This is a genomic window from Sphingobium baderi (assembly GCF_001456115.1).
Classification (GTDB): domain Bacteria; phylum Pseudomonadota; class Alphaproteobacteria; order Sphingomonadales; family Sphingomonadaceae; genus Sphingobium; species Sphingobium baderi_A.
In genome coordinates, this window is record NZ_CP013264.1 from 3,521,885 (window position 1) to 3,540,664 (window position 18,780).

24 protein-coding genes are annotated in these 18,780 nt (G+C 65.9%); 3 read left to right on the forward strand and 21 right to left on the reverse strand.

What is annotated here, in order from left to right; all coding sequences use genetic code 11:
* The first annotated feature begins 103 nt into the window (after positions 1-103).
* Positions 104-634 carry an RNA 2',3'-cyclic phosphodiesterase gene (gene thpR, locus ATN00_RS17195; protein ID WP_062066855.1) on the forward strand — a complete coding sequence of 177 codons (531 nt, stop codon included), beginning with the start codon at positions 104-106 and terminating at the stop codon, positions 632-634.
* A 73-nt stretch (positions 635-707) separates the two neighbouring features.
* On the opposite strand, the gene ATN00_RS17200 is transcribed toward thpR, so the two are convergent.
* The 11 genes from ATN00_RS17200 to ATN00_RS17250 all read right to left on the reverse strand — a co-directional run bounded on the left by ATN00_RS17200 (position 708) and on the right by ATN00_RS17250 (position 10,857).
* Positions 708-1,253 carry a superoxide dismutase family protein gene (locus ATN00_RS17200; RefSeq protein WP_062068939.1) on the reverse strand — a complete coding sequence of 182 codons (546 nt, stop codon included), beginning with the start codon at positions 1,251-1,253 and terminating at the stop codon, positions 708-710.
* Positions 1,254-1,823: 570 nt separating this feature from the next.
* Positions 1,824-2,873: an OmpA family protein gene (locus ATN00_RS17205; RefSeq protein ID WP_062066858.1), complete on the reverse strand. Its 1,050-nt coding sequence runs from the start codon at positions 2,871-2,873 to the stop codon at positions 1,824-1,826.
* 178 nt (positions 2,874-3,051) lie between these two features.
* The gene (locus tag ATN00_RS17210; protein WP_062066861.1) at positions 3,052-3,555 is read right to left on the reverse strand and encodes a DUF2793 domain-containing protein; all 504 of its coding nucleotides are present in this window, start codon (positions 3,553-3,555) and stop codon (positions 3,052-3,054) included.
* Between the two features lie 29 nt (positions 3,556-3,584).
* Positions 3,585-5,792: a phage tail protein gene (locus ATN00_RS17215; protein WP_062066864.1), complete on the reverse strand. Its 2,208-nt coding sequence runs from the start codon at positions 5,790-5,792 to the stop codon at positions 3,585-3,587.
* A gap of 13 nt (positions 5,793-5,805) precedes the next feature.
* The gene (locus ATN00_RS17220) at positions 5,806-6,210 is read right to left on the reverse strand and encodes a hypothetical protein (protein WP_062066867.1); all 405 of its coding nucleotides are present in this window, start codon (positions 6,208-6,210) and stop codon (positions 5,806-5,808) included.
* The gene (locus ATN00_RS17225; RefSeq protein WP_062066870.1) at positions 6,207-7,022 is read right to left on the reverse strand and encodes a DUF2163 domain-containing protein; all 816 of its coding nucleotides are present in this window, start codon (positions 7,020-7,022) and stop codon (positions 6,207-6,209) included. Before ATN00_RS17225 ends, ATN00_RS17220 begins: the two co-directional genes overlap by 4 nt.
* Positions 7,019-9,349, reverse strand: a complete 2,331-nt coding sequence (locus ATN00_RS17230; RefSeq protein ID WP_062066873.1) for a DUF2460 domain-containing protein — start codon at positions 9,347-9,349, stop codon at positions 7,019-7,021. Before ATN00_RS17230 ends, ATN00_RS17225 begins: the two co-directional genes overlap by 4 nt.
* Complete coding sequence (locus ATN00_RS17235) at positions 9,346-9,909, reverse strand: tail tape measure protein (RefSeq protein WP_062066876.1); 564 nt, start codon at positions 9,907-9,909, stop codon at positions 9,346-9,348. Before ATN00_RS17235 ends, ATN00_RS17230 begins: the two co-directional genes overlap by 4 nt.
* Before the next feature lie 23 nt (positions 9,910-9,932).
* A complete protein-coding gene (locus ATN00_RS17240; protein WP_062066879.1) occupies positions 9,933-10,142 on the reverse strand; it encodes a phage tail assembly chaperone in 210 nt (69 codons plus the stop codon).
* Complete coding sequence (locus ATN00_RS17245) at positions 10,139-10,453, reverse strand: gene transfer agent family protein (RefSeq protein ID WP_062066882.1); 315 nt, start codon at positions 10,451-10,453, stop codon at positions 10,139-10,141. The genes ATN00_RS17240 and ATN00_RS17245 overlap by 4 nt, the downstream gene beginning before the upstream one ends.
* Positions 10,450-10,857, reverse strand: a complete 408-nt coding sequence (locus ATN00_RS17250; RefSeq protein WP_062066885.1) for a phage tail tube protein — start codon at positions 10,855-10,857, stop codon at positions 10,450-10,452. Before ATN00_RS17250 ends, ATN00_RS17245 begins: the two co-directional genes overlap by 4 nt.
* A 56-nt stretch (positions 10,858-10,913) precedes the next feature.
* On the opposite strand from ATN00_RS17250, the gene ATN00_RS17255 reads away from it, so the two are divergent.
* Positions 10,914-11,237 carry a hypothetical protein gene (locus tag ATN00_RS17255; RefSeq protein WP_062066887.1) on the forward strand — a complete coding sequence of 108 codons (324 nt, stop codon included), beginning with the start codon at positions 10,914-10,916 and terminating at the stop codon, positions 11,235-11,237.
* Between the two features lie 127 nt (positions 11,238-11,364).
* Here ATN00_RS17255 and ATN00_RS17260 read toward each other — a convergent pair whose 3' ends face one another.
* The 8 genes from ATN00_RS17260 to ATN00_RS17295 form a co-directional block, all read right to left on the reverse strand.
* Positions 11,365-11,772, reverse strand: a complete 408-nt coding sequence (locus ATN00_RS17260; RefSeq protein WP_062066890.1) for a DUF3168 domain-containing protein — start codon at positions 11,770-11,772, stop codon at positions 11,365-11,367.
* Positions 11,769-11,951 carry a hypothetical protein gene (locus ATN00_RS17265; RefSeq protein WP_231746315.1) on the reverse strand — a complete coding sequence of 61 codons (183 nt, stop codon included), beginning with the start codon at positions 11,949-11,951 and terminating at the stop codon, positions 11,769-11,771. The genes ATN00_RS17260 and ATN00_RS17265 overlap by 4 nt, the downstream gene beginning before the upstream one ends.
* Before the next feature lie 20 nt (positions 11,952-11,971).
* A complete protein-coding gene (locus tag ATN00_RS17270) occupies positions 11,972-12,514 on the reverse strand; it encodes a head-tail connector protein (RefSeq protein WP_062066893.1) in 543 nt (180 codons plus the stop codon).
* The gene (locus ATN00_RS17275) at positions 12,511-12,789 is read right to left on the reverse strand and encodes a phage fiber-tail adaptor protein (protein WP_062066896.1); all 279 of its coding nucleotides are present in this window, start codon (positions 12,787-12,789) and stop codon (positions 12,511-12,513) included. The genes ATN00_RS17270 and ATN00_RS17275 overlap by 4 nt, the downstream gene beginning before the upstream one ends.
* Before the next feature lie 159 nt (positions 12,790-12,948).
* The gene (locus tag ATN00_RS17280) at positions 12,949-14,598 is read right to left on the reverse strand and encodes a tail fiber domain-containing protein (protein WP_156415296.1); all 1,650 of its coding nucleotides are present in this window, start codon (positions 14,596-14,598) and stop codon (positions 12,949-12,951) included.
* A gap of 70 nt (positions 14,599-14,668) precedes the next feature.
* Positions 14,669-15,796, reverse strand: coding sequence for a phage major capsid protein (locus ATN00_RS17285; protein WP_062066902.1), 1,128 nt, complete (start codon positions 15,794-15,796; stop codon positions 14,669-14,671).
* A 101-nt stretch (positions 15,797-15,897) separates the two neighbouring features.
* Positions 15,898-16,332: an HK97 family phage prohead protease gene (locus tag ATN00_RS17290; protein ID WP_062066906.1), complete on the reverse strand. Its 435-nt coding sequence runs from the start codon at positions 16,330-16,332 to the stop codon at positions 15,898-15,900.
* A complete protein-coding gene (locus ATN00_RS17295) occupies positions 16,329-16,649 on the reverse strand; it encodes a DUF6127 family protein (protein ID WP_062068943.1) in 321 nt (106 codons plus the stop codon). The genes ATN00_RS17290 and ATN00_RS17295 overlap by 4 nt, the downstream gene beginning before the upstream one ends.
* A 58-nt stretch (positions 16,650-16,707) precedes the next feature.
* On the opposite strand from ATN00_RS17295, the gene ATN00_RS23755 reads away from it, so the two are divergent.
* The gene (locus ATN00_RS23755) at positions 16,708-16,878 is read left to right on the forward strand and encodes a hypothetical protein (protein ID WP_197413616.1); all 171 of its coding nucleotides are present in this window, start codon (positions 16,708-16,710) and stop codon (positions 16,876-16,878) included.
* On the opposite strand, the gene ATN00_RS17300 is transcribed toward ATN00_RS23755, so the two are convergent.
* Together ATN00_RS17300 and ATN00_RS17305 are read right to left on the reverse strand one after the other, a co-directional pair.
* A complete protein-coding gene (locus ATN00_RS17300) occupies positions 16,875-18,005 on the reverse strand; it encodes a phage portal protein (RefSeq protein ID WP_062066909.1) in 1,131 nt (376 codons plus the stop codon). The genes ATN00_RS23755 and ATN00_RS17300 overlap by 4 nt on opposite strands.
* Positions 18,006-18,406: 401 nt before the next feature.
* The gene (locus tag ATN00_RS17305) at positions 18,407-18,745 is read right to left on the reverse strand and encodes a hypothetical protein (RefSeq protein WP_062066912.1); all 339 of its coding nucleotides are present in this window, start codon (positions 18,743-18,745) and stop codon (positions 18,407-18,409) included.
* Positions 18,746-18,780: the final 35 nt, after the last annotated feature.

An 18,780-nucleotide genomic window follows, 5' to 3' on the forward strand; every position in this document is an offset into this window, starting at 1 on the left:
CCGGCATCCATCCGCCGGTTTTTGCATTATCGGCTGTTCCGTCACTGAATTCAAGCGGTCTGACGGACATGACGAACCCAGGCCGGAAACCTATATAAAGGCAATGCATCGCCTGTTCATCGCCATTCGCCCACCCCTCTTCATCCGCTCTCAGCTACTGACGCTGATGGAAGGCATTGCGGGCGCGCGTTGGCAGAATGACGATCAGCTTCATTTGACCCTTCGTTTCATCGGCGAAGTGGATCAATATATGGCCAATGATCTGGCCGATCTGTTGGGAACGGTTCGGTTCCATCCCTTTACCGTCGAACTTGGCAGCGTGGGTTGCTTTGCATCCAATGGTCGACCCAATAGCCTGTGGGTTGGCCTACGCCCTTGTGACGCGCTCATGATCTTGCACCGCAAAATCGACCATCTCTGCGTCACGCTCGGCCTGAAACCGGACGCTCGCGCCTATCTGCCGCATATTACGATCGCACGGTGCGGACGGTCCACTGCATCGGTCGAGCCATTCATGAAGCGCCATGCGAACTTTTCAAGCGCGCCGTTCGAGGTGAGCGGCTTTTCATTATATGAAAGCCATCTCGGTGGAGAAGGGGCAACCTATAATCAGGTTGCCCACTATCCCGCCTAAGCCAATGCAGGTTCCGCAGTCAGAGCCTATTTATCTCATCTCTCGCGCGCTTTTCCATCATCCATGCGCTGTGTCAGCCCGCAGTCAACACGCCGCACGCCACGCGTCCGCCCGCATTGCCGGCAGGGTCCGTTTTATTGTCGTCCGCCTGCGCGTGGATGACGACAGCCGCCCCATCTGCATCCAGCAACGGCGTCGCACCGGAACTGACAAGCCCGCCGGGGATCACATATTCCATCTCACCCGTGCCATCCGCCCCGGCGAGCATGTTGGGCATATCGCCCATATGCATGCCTTGGGGATTATCCTTGCCGTGCTGACGACCCGTCGGATTCCAGTGCCCGCCTGCGCTCGCGAAATCGGGCGCAGTACAGACTCCGGTGGTATGAAGATGAACCGCATGAAGCCCAGGCGTCAGCCCCTCCGCCCGCACGAAAACATGAAGGCCATCCGCTGCCTGAGTGACCTTTGCCTCTCCTCGTGCCGTAGCATCGCCCGCCAGCAGTTTTGCATGCGCCACGGGCGCCTCGGCGAGAGAAGCCGGTTCATTGGAAGCCGTCGCGCAAGCCCCAACGGTGGTGAACAAGGGCAAAGCCCAAGCGATCGAAGCAAATTTCATGGAGCAAACTCCCGGATACAAACAGGAAAGCGAACGCAGCAAGAGATGATTTGTTGCACGTTCGAACCAACTTGTCATCGGTTCCCATGAAAGAATGGGATTTTGGTCGGCGCGTTCGAATAGCCCACGCATCTCCCAAATGCATCGCCAACTCAATCCATGAGCGGTGAAACAGGGCTGAACGGATAAGCAACTCACAAAAGAGCCGCTTGCAACTTGCAAACGGGCGATGATTTTCGGCCAATTGCGGACATTTACCGAAACATCAACATCCGTTCGCCCTGAGCAGGCGCTGCGCCCTTCGACTGACTGCTTGCAATAGTAGTTTCAGGATAAACTTGGCCTCTGACCAGGCCGAATACCCCTATCGAAGAGGCTGGCACCACCTATGCCTTCGATACGCCACTACGACAAGCTCAGTGGCTACTCAGGACGAATGGGGAAGGAAGCGGACGATCCCGCCGCCCCATGAAAACATTCGGCATCAAGGTTGCAAACCGCAAATCGCCAACGAAAAAGGGCCGGTCTTGCGACCGGCCCTCTTCCATCTTTCCCGAAACGGGAGGTCGATTACTGACCCGAACCCGGACCGTAGGTGATTTCCACGCGACGGTTCTGCAGTTCGCGAACGCCGTCGGCGGTTTCGACGCGGGGGTTCGATTCACCGAACGCCTGGGTCGTCATCACGCCGTCAGGGATACCCTTCGACGCCATGTAGGCCTTGACCGCATCAGCACGGCGCTGAGACAGGCCGACGTTGTACGATGCCGAACCCGAACGGTCCGCATAACCCGCCAGCATGACCTGGGCGCTGCCGCAGTTGCTGTAGGCCGAAACCGCGTTGTCCAGAATGGTGGCTGCGTCAGGCGTAACGTCCGACTTATCCCATTCGAAGAACACGATGTACGGTCCAGGGCTGCATTCCACGACCGGCGGAGGCGGCGGCGGAGGCGGCGGAGGCGGCGGGGGTGGCGGCGGAGGCGGCGGCGGAGCAGCCGGCTCACCGAAGTTGTAGGTCAGGCCAAGCAGCAGGCTGTGCGTACGCAGCTTGGTCCGGACATCCGACCCAGCCGGGCCAGCCGTGGCATAGTCGTTGACCAGCTTGATCTTGTCCTGGTTGAAGAAGCGATACTTCAACGAAACATCGACATTGCTGCTCAGCGGATAGCGAACACCCGCCAGTGCCTGCCAGGCAAAGCCCGTATCGCTGTCATTGACGAGATCCGTAGCCAGCTTGCCGCGCGAAACGCCGACACCGCCACCGACAAAGCCCTGAAGGCCGTCATCGGGACCGAAGTCAAGCAAGCCGTTCAGCATGAACGAAAGGGCAGAGGCCGCACCACCGAAGCCGGACTTGTCCAGATCAACCTTGGCGCGCTTGTAGGCCGCTTCAGCTTCAAGACGGAAGCTACCGAAATCGTAGCCGATGTTGGCGTCGAAATCATAACCCTTGTGGTAATCGACGTCCGGAACCGTCACTCCGGGATTGAACCTGATATCCTGATCTTCGACCAGCAGCACACCGGCGTCTACGCCGACATACCAACTATTGTCACGCGCCAGAGCCGGGGTGGCCAGGGCGCTAGTCGCAAGAGCAGCCGCGAGGGCAAGCTTCCGCATTTGGATTCCCCTTTCAAAAGTGTCACGAAGGACTGCTGAAACCCTGTATCCACAAGAAAGTTTCATGGCAAGTCCACAATTAGCGAAACTGTTGCAAAAAAGACGCAACAGGAAGGGTTTAGCGCCTTTGCCGAGCTAATCGGAAGCGCTCATTCGATGATGGCACATATCAACATAGTTATGCAGCGATTAATCCGTGCGTCCGCAATATATTGAGAATCGCATCTATCGCCCCGCGAGCCTGACCGTCGATCACCAAGCCGCCCGAAGGATTGCCGATAGCGCCCATACGCTCCCCCACAACACGGGCGTCATTCACATATAGACCATCGGGACGACAGGCGCCGGAACGCCATACCGCACCATCATGATGCATCGCATGGCCACGGTCCACCACCCAGAGCGCCAGTCCCGCCATCGCCGAAGCGAAGCGCCAGCCACCCTCGGTCCAGCAGGCCACCATGCCTTCCCGCCCCACCCATTCGCCCGAAGCATCCGCGCCGACGATCCAGCATTCCCCGGCCGATGGTGTTGCGGGCGGTTCCCCCAGATCGGCGCTCTGCACCTGTCCGTGCAACAGCATGTCGATGCGCGTCAGCGCCTCATTGTGAAACATTTCCTTCTGCGCCTGCCCCGCGAAAAGCAGCGGCAGTTCCCAGCGCGGCGTCATATCCATCGTCATTGCCAACTCCCCTCAACGCTACATGGCCTTCAGGCCGGAATGGCGACACGGGCCGGCCGCCCCATCGCGCGGGAGCCGATCTGCCGGATTTCCAGAATGCAGTCGGCCGCGCTCGCTCCCGCCATGTCATCGGAAACCATCGCCGCGTCATAGAGCCAGACCGGCTCGGCCGTTTCGGCGCGCCGTTTCACCTCAGCACCGCGCAGAACTCGCAGTTCATAACGCTCGCTCTCTTCTCCCAGAGGCACGTCTCCGCCACTGCTCCAGCGCCATCCGTCGCGGCTGCGCCTTGTCCAGCCGATGCGCCACCCTCCCGCGCCGTCAGGAACCAGCCGGACATGCACGGGGGAAGGCGGCTTCAACGCTTCCCCCCTGATGGCGAGCGCTGCCTCGACCGGCTCCACGTCACCGATCCCGATCGCGCTCAACCGCAGCAGCGCGCCCTCCTCCCCTTCCGCGCCCAGGGCCGCGAGAGGCTCGATCAACCGATCTTCCTCCAGCAACAGGAATCCCTCTCCGCCGACATGGGCGTCCATTGCCCATTCGGTGCCGCGCAAACCGCGCCGCAAACCGGAAAGACGATAGCTCAGGGGACTTGTCCTTACCGCCCGGCTGAACTGCATCAACTCATCCCCGACCAGACACAGGTTGCTGCCCTGCGCCAAAGCCAGCTCATTGGCGTCCATCAATTCCATGTCTTGCGCCAGCAAGGTGACGAACAGCGAATGGCTTTCATCGATCAGCGTGGCGCTCCCGCCCGGCAAGGCCGCATCGGCCCGCCCCATCGTGGCGCGCGGCGCAGTTCTGCCTGCGGGAGCGGCCTCGCCCAACTCATTCATCGCGAACAGAGCAGCTCCGCGCCAGCCCGCTCCACCACCAGCGGCCGCGACAAGGATCGGCGTGCTAACGGTTCCGTCCTTCAAATTGGGCAGGTCGGCCAATAGCAAGCTGGTCGGACCATGCGGCGCATCGGACTCTCGTACGATGGCGCCCGACGATGCGCCCGGGGGAATGGTGCCCCCCGCCCCCGGCACCCGGCGCAAGGACAAGCGGACCGCCATGGCCTCCCATTCCCGTTCCTCGATCCGCCAGAGGCCCGCTTCGCCTTCGACGGTGACGACCGATCCGGGCTGGCGGCATAATGCTTCCCAACCGCAACGCAGCGTCAGGCCAGCGCGTCCCGCCCAATACGCCCCCAGCCGTTCTCCAGCCAAAGCCCGCGCCGCGTCGCCGGTCAGCACGGCGGGCAATTCCAGGCCCTGCTCCAGCCGTCCCGGGCCAGGCCGCGTGACGCGCTGCATCCCCGCCTGATAATCCCGCGACGCATCATAATGGCGGACCGATAGCGCCACCGGCACGGCATCGGCCGCCGCGCCGGATCGCTCCAGCGCGTCCAGCGCCCGCCCGTTCACGCGCCCGCACTGGCTCGCCGCTGGAATGTCGTGAGAGGCCTCCCGCCATTCCGGGCTTATCACAAGCCCCTCCTCTCCCGCCGCAAGAGCCAGTCCGAAGGTTTCGACCAACGGCGCAAGGGCGTCCTCCAGATCGCTACCGCCCGCCGCATAGCCATCCACGCTCGCCAGCCCCTCGCCACCAATCCGCTCCTCGCTCAGCCCCGTGGCGATTGCGCCGATAGAAACCGCGCCGTCATCCGCTTCGACCTCAAAGGTCAGTGACGGGATACGATTGCCATAATCGGCCAGCGACAAATCCTCGAAAACGGCATAGGCAATTCCCCGATGCGCCGGGGTTTGCGATGCCCCCTGCTTCGACGCGATCAAGGGATCGACCGCCTGATCCTCCTCTCCGCGATAAAGCCGGAAGTCCCCCAGAGCGGTCTTGAAATCGCCCGACGCCCCGCGCAGCAGATTGCCATCGGCCCATATCCGCTTCACCGATCGCACCGCCCGCGCCGAAAGGGCCACTGCAAAGCTCGCCGAATAGCTATAGGTCGTGACGCTCGGTTGCCCCTTCCCTCCGCCGCTTTTCTTCTTCGTCTCGCGCAGGTCGGTGGCCCAGATAACCGTGCCCGCCACGCGCATCGTCCCGAACAGCTTCGGGATTTGCGTGCCATAGGTCGATGTCTGGATATGCAGGTCCTGCAACCGCGGACCTTGCCGCCCCTTCGGCTTGAACAGCGCGCCATGGTCAAAGGCGTTGCCGACCAGCCCGCCCAGCGCCGCGCCGATGGGACCGCCGAAAACCGATCCCACGGCGGTCAGAACAACTGTTGCCATATTCCAATACCCCTCAAATCGCGCGCCAATGGCTGATGATCGGCCAGGGCGAACCTCCCGGCATTTCGACGACCTGCCGCAGCCCCGCATGAGCATGGACGAAGCCGCCCGGCACCCGGATCATCAGATGCAGATGCAGCGGCCCCGGCCGGACCAGCGCCAGGTCGCCGGCCTTCGCCATCGCCACTCTTCGCAATCCCGCCTGTTCCAGCCATGTTTCGATCCGTCCCACATCGCTCGTCCGCAGCGCGTAGCCGCTGGGCGCCATCCCCGAATGCCCCGCCCGGCCCAACGCCACCGCCGCCAGTCCGACGCAGTCCAGCCCCAGTTCCGCGCTGCGCCCATGCAATCGAAAAGGGACGCCGACCAAAGCCCGGGCCTCCGCGACGATCCGCGCCGCCATGCGCTCGCCGCTCATGCGCCGGGATAGCGGGTCAGCAGGTCCGTGCCCGGCAGATAAGGCTCGCCCCGGAAATTGACGACATTGCCGAAGCGCGCGGCGCAGGTCGCCAGTTGCCGGTCACATCCCTCTGTCAGCAAAGCCAATGTCCCCGCCTCCACCACGAAGGGCGGCGGATCGGCCAGTGTCGCCCGGTCGGTTTCATTGTCCGTCACCGCCTGAACGACCCCGCCATTGCCGCCGGTCAGCCAGCGCAGCGTGCCAAAGGCATAAGCGCCCGCCGTCAGCCCTTCGACCTGCGCCACGCCATCCTCGATACCAGAAACCACCACGATGCGCCTGCGTCCGGCCATGTCCACCCGGCACTGCCGGTCGCCCAGCCGCGCCCTGCAATCCGCCGAAGTCGAAGGCACGACCGCGCTCCGCAGCGCATTGGTCGCGCCCAGCAGTTCCGCCGTGAACGCGCCGCCCCTGCGCCCCACAGCGCCTATCTCCCCCCGCGCCAGCAACAGCCACAGCGCGCCCGGCTCCTCCCATTCGGTAAGCCGCACCTCCAGCGCCGCGCCATCCCAACGTCCTGCCATCAGGTCATCCTCGCTGATGGCGTCGGATGTCAGCGCGCCCTCGACATCCATGTCCGCGCCCTCCGCCGTGATGCCGCTGCGGATGGCCGAAGGCATCATGCCCGGCGCGGCGCGATAGCGGACATGATCGACAGTCAGGTCGCGGTCATGGCTGGTGAGGCCCATCGTCACGCCATCCCGCCGCTCCAGCCGCCAACAAAAGGCCAGCGTGCACAGCGGCTTGCCCAATATCTCCGCCACACTCATTCCCGGATCTCCACCAGCGGCACCGATGGCGCCTCCCCGGCGGCGAAGGTCGCCCGGTTGATGTCCAGCCGGTCCTCGGCAAAGCGCACCGGCACGTCGAAGCGGAAACCGGCGGTCAGCACCGCGCCCTCCGGCGGCGCGGCGTCAAAGGCGATGACGCCCAGCCCCGCAAGGCTCCAGCCGGACAGCTGCTCGACGCCATCCACGGCGACCCTGACAGATCCCGACACCGGACGCGTGATGGCCCGCGCCTGCGCCTCCTCCCCCTCGCCATAGAAGCGCATGAGCTGGAACTCCGCTTTTATGCCGTCGCCCACACCCAATCGTTGGTCGATCGGCCCCGGCGTTCCGCCCGCCGCGCAGCTTCGATTGTCGAACGGATCGGTGAAGCGGAACCCCCGCGCCGCGCCCCGCCGCGCCCGGAAGAACGCGATCAGCTCTCCAATATCCGCTTCCGACCGCACGCCCGGCCCCGCATCGAAAGACAGGCGCGCATCGGCCCAATCGCTCGTCCTGCGTTCATGGCCGGATGGGCTTTCCACAATCTGCGTCGAAAAGGCCGGGGACAGGCTCGCCTCTCGCCCCACGCTCAAAGGAAAGACAATATCATCAAAGGCCTGCATATCTTCTTCCCCATCCAGTCTGAAGCAGGTGAAGCCATCGCGCGCGACCTGCGGCAGCGCCCAGATGAACGTCGCCGCCGTGCCGCGCCGGATGGCGGCGTCCGCTTCCCCGGCGATCTCCCGCCATTGCGCGGCATCCTCCGGCGCCAGCACGAAGCCCGAAAAATAATGCTGCCGCTCGATTGGATAGCCCAGCCGCGCCGTCACCTCTTCGACACCGCGCGCAGTCAGCCGCCTGCGCCCCTGCGTCACCCAGTCATAATCTTCCAGTTGCAGCACATCGAAGGCCGGGTCCGCCCACCCTATCGGCATGTTCGCCCGCTTGGCCTCCGGCGCGAGCGGATCGAGCACCGTCGGCAGGTAAGCCAACAAATGCGTCACCGCCTCCGGAGCCAGCGCCTTCACCGCCGCGCAGAGGGAAGTCGTGGACGCCGCCAATATCGCCCCCGCCGCATCCAGCAGCATCTTCTGCCCGGCAGAAAGCGTCCCCCGCACATCCGGGATCGAAACGGGACTTTCCCCCAGCGCCGCCCGCGCCGCATCGTCATACAGGCAGATGCGTCCATCGGCGGGCATCACCCACCACCATGGCTCCCCGACCTGAAACTTGACGGCAATATCATTATCCAAGGCTATGGTAACAAAGGAAGAAGATACCGCCTGCAGATAGCTCATTGCACCGGCATGGGCCGGGGACAGCAATGTCGAAGGCGGCGTCCAGCCCGTCAGCGCCGGATCGCCATTCTCCGCCCGCTGCTTCCATCCCTCCGGGCAATGCGCGTCGAACAGTTCATAGGACAGCGACCAGATCACCCCCAGCCCCATGGTCTTCGCCCGCCGCGCGAAATCGGCGTGCCATGCCGCGCAGGGCGTATTCAGCGCTCCGCCTTCCAGGGTGACAACATGCCCTCCCCCAACAGGCAAGAGCCGGAAATAATGGCTCATGCCGACATAATGATTGATGTCGCCGCGATAGCCGAGCGCATGGATCGCCGCGATAATCCGCTCCGGCGTCTGGTTCAGGCAATCGTCATAGCCCGTCGCCATCGACAGCCCATGTTCGGGCACCACCACATCACCCACCGCCAGCACCGATCCTGCGCCATCGCACCTGATGCCGGACAACTCCGCCCAGCCTTCGACGCCCGCCGCAAAGACCGTATCGCCCGCATCATAATCGAGCGGCGCGAGCGAAACGAACATCCGGTCGATATCCCCCGCCCACACCGGATCGCTCTCCTCCGGCAGAAGAAATCCGCCCTCAAGGCGAGAGAAATCCAGAATGATTTCCGTATCTTCTGGATCGCCATTGGCATAGTTCCACAAGCGCACATACCAGGACCGCGTATGGCCTTCCGCATCGCGCCCCTCGATGGTCAGCGTCGGCCCATGCGTCTGGTCCAGCCGCCTGAGACCACCGCTCCGCCAGCGAAAGCGCAGCACGCAATCGCGGAAATCGCGCGCCGTCTCATAAGCCAGCAGCGGGTGACTCCATTTGTCCTCCGCTTCCCAGATCAGCCCGGCCAGATCGCCCGAGCCGTAAAAGACCGCATCCACCCGCAGGGCATCGGGCGCTGTCGTCACCACGCTCGCCATCATCGGCCGGGGGAAATTCACCGTCCAATGGGTCGGCGCGAACCGCTTCATGAAACGCGCTTCCTGCCCGCCCCGCTCTTTCGTCAGCCAATAGCCGATCCCGCTCATCCGTTCAGCGCCCCTTTCACCGCCCGGGCCACCTGCCGCGCACTGCGCGCCAGCAGCCGGGGATTATCCTGCCCGTCGCCTCGTCCCTGCACCGCGATGCTCACCCGCACGTCGCGCCCGCCGCCGCCATGCGCGACGACCTGCCCGCTCGCCGTGGGCACGAACAGTTCCGGTCCCCGCTCACCCACCATATAGGCGCGGCCCGGCCCCACCGGCCCGCCCGTCGCCCGCCCCGGCAGCCCCAGAGCCGACCCGATCAGCGAAGCTCCCACATTCAGCAACCCGCCGCCGCCTCCACCGCCAATCGACCCCATCGCCGACCGCAGGGCGCTGCGGGCAATATCGTCCAGCACCGACAGCGCCATGCGCCGCAAATCCTCGAACCCGAACTTGCCCGTCCGCGCGGCCCTCAGCAGCCCCTGCTCGATCCGCCGTCCCGCCCGTTCCGCGCCCGCCGCCAGCGGCCCCTCCATCCCGGCGCGCATCGCTTCCACATCGCGCGCCAGCCCCTGCGTGTCGGCGCGCACGCGCACGACCAGCGTGTCGACTTCCTCTTCCATCGGATTTCCCCTGTTGCCCGGCCTCAGCGATCCGGCATCATCGCGCGCAGCCGCTCCAGATCGCCCGCGTCCACGCCAGCCTCCGGCCCTTCCTCGCCCCGCGCCGCCTTCAGCACGGCCGCCAGTTCCGCAGGCGTCGCGCGCCAGAACTCGTCGGGCCGCCACCCCAGCAGCCAACCCGCGATCCCCGCCAACGCCGCCGCCCGCTCCGCAAGCCGCGTCGCCGCGCTCATTTGCCCGTCAATATCTGCTGCAATATGGTCCGCAGCACCGGCGTCACCTTCGCCAGTCCCAGCGCCAGGATCGCCTCGCCCATCGCTTCGCGCGTCAGCCCGCCGCTGCGATCCGTCAGGCAATGCCAGAACAGCGCCGCCATATCGCCCAGCGACAGCTTCCCGTCCGCCGCCCGTTCCACCAGTTCGAACAGCGGCCCCACTTCCTCCTCCGCCGCCACCAGCGCGGCAAAGCTGGGGCGCAGCGTCAGCACCTGCCCGCCCAGTTCCAGCGCGGCCTCGCCCCGCGCCGCGTTCGCCGCCGCGCTCATTGCGACACCACCGGGCCGGAGCTTTCCAGGCTCAGCGCATAGTTGCGCTCGCCGTTATAATCGCCCGCATAGTCGAGCCGCGTGACCAGGAATCGCCCCCGCATCCGCTCCCCGCTTTCAAAGCTCAGTTCATATTCGTCGATGGTGCCGGACAGGGCATGGTTGCGGATCCGCACTTCCGCCGCCGATCCGGTGAAGATGCCCGCCGCCGACACGCTGACCGACCGCACGCCCGCGCCGGACAGCAACTCGCGCCAACCCCCGCTATCCTTGCTGGTGACGTTCACCGCCTCGCCATTGACGGATAATTGCGTGGTCCGCATCCCCGCTACCGTTGCGTAGCTTGCCGGGCTGCCGCCATCGCCGACCTTGAGCAGAAACGCACTTCCTTTTTCGACGCCCATGGCGCATTCTCCTTGTTCGTTAACCCGTGCCAGAATCAAGCTGTGGAGAGGGTCCGATGCTTGTTGCAGTTCCTTTGGTGATGATGCTTGCAGCCGCCCCCGCGGCTGACCCTGTCGGTGCCGGGCGCAAGGCCTATTCCCAATGCCTTTCGGCGCAGATTCAGCCTGCGCTCGACAAGAAGCTCGCGCTGGGCGATTTTCAGTCCGCGCTGAAGGCGAAGTGCGGCGACAAGGAAGCCGCCTTCCGCGCCGCCATCGTGGCGGACGACAAGACCAGCGGCATGTCGGAGCAGGAAGCCCAGTCCGACGCCAACGATCAGGTGTCCGAATATATGGACAAGATCACCTCTGAATATGAGGATTATCTCAGCCCGGCCTGATCGGCCTCACGCCGAATGGCGGTTTTGGATGGGAAATCGACCGGCCGCTTTCCCTACATGGGTGGGTGCGTCCGCGATTGGCCAAAATTCGTCACTTCTCCAATATCCACACTCCACCGAAATCCCCTCAGCCCGCCTCCCGCACCAGGCGCAGCCGATAGTCCGCAATGGCGCGCCAGCCGCGATCCCGCCCCGATTGCCGGGCGATACGGGAACGCAGCAACTGCGTAGTAACGATCCGCCAACCCTCGCCCGCTTCCGTCATCGCCTTCACCACGGCATCCACCCGCGCCAGCAGCGGCGCGATGCGGGCAGGCGTCTCGCCCATGTCATGCAGACTGATCGACAAACGCAATTCCCGTCCGTCGACATCCTTCGCCCCCCAATCCGCGCCAAGACACTCTTCCACCGCGGCATAGGGCGACGTCGCCCGGTCGGGCGCGCCATCGAACAGACCATTAAGCCCGTCCATCAACGTCATATCCTGCTTCAGCGCCGCGATCATGGCGGCGCGAACCGTTATTTCCGCGCTCATGCCCTGCCCCTTCCTGCTTCACGCAGCGTCAGATCACCCATCCATCGCGCCATCAGTCCGCGCCCCGATGCCCGGACATTTTCTCCGTCCACCCGCACCGATGCCACGCCCGCATCGCTCATCGCCTGCGCGATCGCGGCCCGCCTTCGCGCCGCGCCAGCTTCCGCCAGCGCAGTCATGCGCCTTTGCCATGCCTCCCTCATGCCAGCCGCATCCGCCGCCATGGCCGCCACAGCGCACTGACGACCGCAGGCGGCGCCGCGCCTTCGCCGCTGCGCGCCGCGTGATGATCCGCCGCCAGCCGCACGATCCCCTGCCGGATCGCTTCGGGCAGACCGTTCATATCCTCCGCCATTCCCGCCCGATAACGCACGCAAAGCCGCCGCCCGCCGCCCACGCCCCTCAGCCGCACCCAGCCCTCGCCCGACGCATCGATGTCGATCGCATAGCGTTCCGGCGGCAACGCCTCTTCCACGCCCGCCGCGTCCACCGCCCGCACATCGAGGATCGCCGCCACCGGCCGCGCCGACAGCCGTTGCCAGCGGCCATCGCCGGACACTGTTTCCCGCGCCTCGCGTACGATCAGCCATTGCCCGACAAAACCCTCGCACAGCGCCGCCGCGCTTCGCAGCAATCCTGCCAGCACTGCATCCTCATCACTCGTCGCTATTCGCAGATAGGCCTTTAATTCCGCCAGCGATGCCGCCAGCGCGCCCGCTTCCCCTTGCGCCGCCATCATCATCGCTCCTCCACCCGCACATGGATCGACCGCTCATCTTCCTGCCCGTCGGACAGGGCGACGCGGTTGGTCACATAATAAAGCCGCCCCACAGCGCCACCGCTCAGCCGCACGCTGGTCCGCAAATCCTCGAACGCATCGGCCTCCACCACGATGCCGCCCGCTTCGGCGGGACTGACATGCCACACGCTCGCGACGACATGCTGCCCGGCCAGATAGGCCGACCAGTCGATTTCATGGTCGATCCGCGCCTGCGGATCTTTCAGATAGAGGTTCATCTTATCCTGCTTCCTCCCGTCGCTTCGGGCCTCGCGGGGCCTGTCCTGCCTTCCATGCGCTGCTTCTGACCGGGTCGCGTTCCGGCCAGCCAGCTACCCGGCCAGACCAGTGACGCGCGCGCATTGCCCGCATCGCCAATCGGCAATGCGCCAAGCGCCTCACCCTCCATCGCCGGGGCCTCCGCTCAACTGGGCCAGCGCCGCCTCGATCCCGGCGATCCGCCTGCGTTGCCAGGCTGCTTCCAGCGCCAGACATTCCTCATAGCGCAGCCCCCATCGGTCCCCGGCGTCCCGGCCGGGACGGACGATCTGCCCCTCCTCATCCCGTTCTTCCGTTTCCGCCTCCCAGCTATCGAAACAGACGAGGCCCAGCCGCACCGCTTCCCCTACGCCCATGCGCGCGTCGATCGCATCGCGCACCTGCTGCGCGATCAGGCCGACATGCCAGCGCGCATCGCCGCCTTTCAACGCCACGGCATCGACGAAGCGAAAGCGCCGCCACGTCACGTCGCCCCACGCGTCGAGCAGCGCTTCGGGAATATCGTCCACATCCCGCTTCTCCCGCGCGTCGGACGTGTTGATCGTGCCGGTGCCCGCATAGACCACGGACCAGCGGCTGGTGGCCGCTCCCAGCGCGAAATTATTATCCCCGCCAGGGGTCATGGCGGCGGAACTGATCCGGACACGCACGGCCCGTGTGGTCGATCCGATGGCGGTGGTGGCGATGGCTATGTCCGCGCCATAGCCGGAGTTGGAATAATCCTCCGTCGCATAGGCATAGACAGCCGCGACATTGGCGGTCCAGCCGTTCGACACGGCTTGATAGCCGGCCATATACATGCCGCCCAATATATCGGACGTCTGGACCGGGGCGGGCGTGGAAACCGTTCCGCGCGCGCGCCGTCCCGCGATCGCGGCGCTGGCGGCCGAGGTGCCAGCGAAACGGTTGATATAGGGGTCGCCGGTCGTCACCACGCCAAAGCTGTCGAACACCGCGCTCCCGCCGGTGATCGCCACCGCGCCCGCATTCTGCGTCGCCATGTTTCCCAGCTCCAGATTGGCCCGCGCCTGCGCGGCCGTGGAAGCTCCCGTCCCGCCATCCGCAATGGCCAGGTCGTCGATGCCGCTGATCCTGCCCCCGCCGATCTGCGCGTCATCGCTCACGATGGAAACCGCATGCAGCGCCGACCAGCGTCGCGACGGGCTGCCCAGCGCCTGCGCGTCATCCTCGTCCGGCAGCATATCGCCGCCCGCATCCTGCACGCCCAGCGTCACCCGCGCCGTCGCCGCATCGGCATCGTCCAGCAACGACCGCGCAAAGGGCGTGCAGGAAATGGCCTCCGCGCTCTCCATCCCCGTAAAGCACAGCAGCCGGTCCGCCCCTGCCTCCACGCCCGCCAGCGCATCCAGCACGCCGCTCGCCGCCTGCTTGCCCGCCAGCGCCGCCTCGATCCCGCTCAGGTCCGGCGGCGCATGATCATGCGCCTCCACCGCCCGCGCCCATGCCGCGTGCAGCGCCAGCGCGACCCGCTTCTCCCCCGCGGCGAAATCCACCGCCGCGCCGCCCGCCGACGAAGCGCCGACCGTCCGCGCCAGCCGCCCCTCGCCGTCCAGCATCCCGCTGCCCGCCTCCCACTGGCTCGCATCCGTCACGCCCACGATCACATAGGGAAAGCGCGCGCCTGTCCCCACCGCATCGGCAAAGGCGCGATAGCCCATCATCGCGCCGCCCAGCGTCAGCGGCCCCGTCCCGACATCGTAACAGACCTCCCGCACCAGATCGGCCATTTCCCAATCCGTGATCGCCACGCCCGTCTCCCCACCAAACAAAAAGGGGGACGCGAACGCCCCCCAAAGTTAATCCGCCGTCACCCCCGCATCAGGAAGCGGCGAACTTCATCAGCTTGATCGCCTCGCTGTTCGCCACCGCGCCGCCGATCCGCTTGACGGCATAGAAGTGGACGAAGGGCTTGTTGCTGAACGGATCGCGCAGGATGCTCGTCTCGCTGCGTTCCGCGATCACATAGCCCGCATGGAAATTGCCGAAGGCGATCGACAGGCTGTTCGCGCCGATGTCCGGCATGTCCTCGGCCTCCACCACCGGATAGCCCAGCAGCGTCGCAGGCTGCCCCGCGCTCATCGAAGGCTGCCACAGGAACGCGCCGTCGCTGGTCTTCATCTTGCGGATGGCCGCCAGGGTCGCCGAATTCATCACGAAAGACGCCCCCTGCCGGTAGGGCGCGCGCAGGCTCTGCACCAGATCGATCAGCCTGTCCTGCGGATTGGACGCCGCAAAACCGCCCGCCGCGCCCGAAGCCACATATTGCAGCGACCCGAAAGCCCGCACCCCGTCCGCCTCGTTGGTCGTCGTATAGGTCAGGAACCCCTTGGGCTTGTTCGTGCCATTGCCACCCACAAAGGCCGCGCCCTCCGCCGCCGCGAACTCGCGGGAAATCTCCCCGGCCAGCCAGCCTTCCACGTCGAACTGCGTATCGTCCAGCATCGCCTGAGACGCCGCCGGATTGGCGTAAAGCTCGCCCGAAGGCGGCGCGATCTCGTTGAAGCTCGGCGTCCCTGTCTCGGCCCTTGCGCCCGTCTCGCTAGCCCAGCCCGACACGATGCCGCCCGCACTCACCAGCTTGCGATAGCCCGCGCTCCCCGTCCGCACCACATTGGCGATGGAACGGATCGGCGAAATCGCCTTCAGCGTACTGTCGATCACCGCATCGATCTCTCGCGGCACCGCATAGCCGCCCGCAGTCCCGCTCGCGCCCGAAAAGCTCTTCAGCTCCACGCCCGCCTCAAGCCCCTGCCGCAGATAGCGATCCACGAAGGCCGCCCGCGCCGGATCGACCGCACCGCCCTTCACGCCATCCAGCGCCGGGCGCTGCCCGGAGAGAAAAGCGCCGTCCACCCGACCTTTCAGCGCAGCAAGATCACCTTCCACAGCCGCGATCCTTTCCCCCTGAAGCACCGCGTCAAAGCTGTTCTCCAACATATCCGTCATCGACTTCTCCTTGCCACAAAACGAAAAAGGCGGCCCCGCAGGACCGCCAAAAACCTTCTCCCCATCGGGAAGAAGGATACGAAACCTTGCCAGCCTGCTGGCTAGGCGAAGTTGGAGGAGTGGGCCTCTCCGCCCTCCTCCACCGCAATCACCCGCGCCAAGGGCTGCATCGGATGGGTGACGATGCTCACCTCCACCAGGTCCAGCCCCAGCAACTCGCGCGGCCCCGCGCCCCGCGCCTCCCGCACCCGGTAGCCGAAGGACAGCCCGTCCACCGCCTTCTCCCGCAGCATCCGCGCCGCAGCGCGTCCCGCCGCCGTCCTTGCCGACACGCGCCCGATCACGCGCAGCCCCCGCGCATCCTCCTCCAGCCGCTCGACCGATCCGATCACCTCGCCCGGCCCATGCTGCCACAGCAGCGGCACGCCCGTCGCCCGCGCGCTGCCGAAAGCCCCGGCCCGCACCACGTCGCCGCCCCGGTCCACCCGGTCGAACACCGCCGCATAACCGGCAAAGCGCACATCGCCCCCGCTCATCCGCGCACCAGCCCCAGCAAACCCATCTTCACCGCCAGCCCCAGCAGCACCAGAGCCATGGCGATCCGCACCGCCCAGCCGACGACAGCGCCCCGCGCCGCCTTCTTCGCGTCGCGCCACGCCGACAGCAGTTCCCGCAACTCCCTCATGTCGCCCTCCGCCCGCCGATCCGCCAGCCCCAGCCGCTCCAGCGCCCGTCCCGCGCCCAGTTCGCTTGCCTCCTCGATCAGCGCGCGGATCATCACCATGTCCGCGCTCATCGGCTGAGCCTCCGCCTGGGCGACCAGCCGCGCCAGCATCTCCCCATCATATTTCATCGCACACCGCTCCCCGCCGCCCTTTTCCAGCCGCGCCGCATCGCCTATGTCCCACGCCATGAAACGCGTTACCCGCAAATGGCTGATCGTCCTTGTCCTCGTCGCCCTCGGCGGTCTCGCCTGGTGGGCGGACCTCTTCACCGTGGGCGACTGCCTGATGCAGGGCGGGCGCTGGAACTGGGGCGGACATTTCTGCCGCCTCGATTCCCTCGCCCAACCTCTGCTTTAGGCGATCATCAGCATCGCCTTCTTCTCCTCCGCCGTCAGGAAATCGGCGGCCGCCACGCGGTCCCACAGCGCCGCCCGCTCCTCCGCCAGAGCAGGCACGGCGTCCAGATCGGCCTCGACCCGCGCGCCCGGCCACCAACTGCACAGCCCCTGCGAAAGCCCCGCGCACAGCTTGGCCACCAGCGGCAGGATCGTCTGCCGCCACAGCGCCCGGTTCGCCTCGCGATAATTGGCATAGGTGTTGTCGCCCGGCAGCCCCAGCAGCATCGGCGGCACGCCAAAGGCCAGCGCGATCTCCCGCGCCGCCGCCGCCTTCAACCCCACGAAATCCATCTCGGCGGGCGACAGGCTGAGCGCCTTCCAATTGAGGCCGCCCTCCAGCAGCATCGGCCGCCCGGCATTGGCCGCGCCTGCAAAGGCGGCGTCCATCTCCTGCCTGACCCGCTCGAACTGCTCCGGCGACATCACCGACCCGTCGCCCGGATCATAGACCATCGCCCCGCTCGGCCGCGCCGCATTGTCGAGCAGCGCCTTGTTCCACACCGTCGCGGCATTGTGGATCGCCACCGCGCCCGCCGCCGCGCCGACGCAGCCCAGCCCATAATGATCGTCCAGCGGGTGCAGCGCTTTGAGGTGAATGATGCTCGTGCGCCCCGCGCCGTCCTCCGGCGTCAGGCGCGTCACGCTGTCCCCCACGCGATAGAGATAAGCGGCGGGCCAGCCCCGTGCATCGGCCTCCACGCTCACCCGTTCCGGGCGCAGCGCATACAGCTCGGTCGGCGTCCCGTCCGCGCCCGCCAATATCTGCACATAGCCATTGCCGTGCAACAGCAGGTGGCAGGCCAGCGTCTCGACCAGCGCCTGCCCCGCCGAACAGCGGTTGACCAGCCCCAGCACTCGCGCCGCCGCCTCCGGCTCCACGCCGCAGACTTTCAGCGCCGTCGCGCCCGCCGCTTCGCACACCAGCCGCATCGCCCGCTGCGCGATGGGATTGCCGATCACCCCGGCCCGCACCTGCGCCTCATAAGAGGCAGGCCATTCCCCCAGAGCCACGCCGCCCGATCCCCAGGCGCGCGCCAGCACCGGCCGCGCTCCATCGCGCGCCGCTTTCGTCCCGAACCATTTCATGACAAACCCCGTTTTTTCAGGAAAAATATATTAGGCCGCGGACAAAACGGCCCTTTTCGGCCAAGGGCGGCCATGCCCAAACCCACCTCCATTCGTCCTGAGTAGGTAGCCACTGAGCTTGTCGAAGTGGCGTATCGCCCCTATTCAGGCCGAACCGGGAGAGGGCTGAAATAGCAACATCCGCCAACCACCCGGAGCCGCCCTCACCACGATCACAAAAAATCCCCGCCCCCTATCCGGAAGCGAGGATAAAAAGATTCGCCGGCAGGGGAAGACGCCATAACAGCCCCTCCTGCCCTTCCCCTTCTCCCCTTTGGGGGAAAGGATACGGCCCCTTGCCAACAAGCTCGCCCGGCGCAGTGGAATGAGGGGAGGGATCACGCCCCACCCTCACTCCAATCTCACGGATTGCGCTTGAGCACCCGGTCGCATTCCGAATTGGTGCCTTCGCTCTTGCCGATCACCCGGCCCGCGACGGCGCCAGCCGCACCCGCCAGCAGGGATTCGCCCAGATCGCCGCCCGCGATCGCGCCGACGCCCGCGCCACCCGCCGCGCCGATGACGGTGCCCTTGTCGCGGCCCTTCTTGGCCTGCAACAGGCAATAGCGCACATCGTCGCGATCGGACGGATGGGCCCGCGCGACCCGCGCCCGTTCCTTGCTGTTCAGCGACGCCGCAAAGGCTGGCGCCGCCATCAGCGACACGCCAGCGAGGGCCGCCATAAGCTTGCCCATATTCATCACACATACTCCAACAGTTCAGCGATACGTCTGGG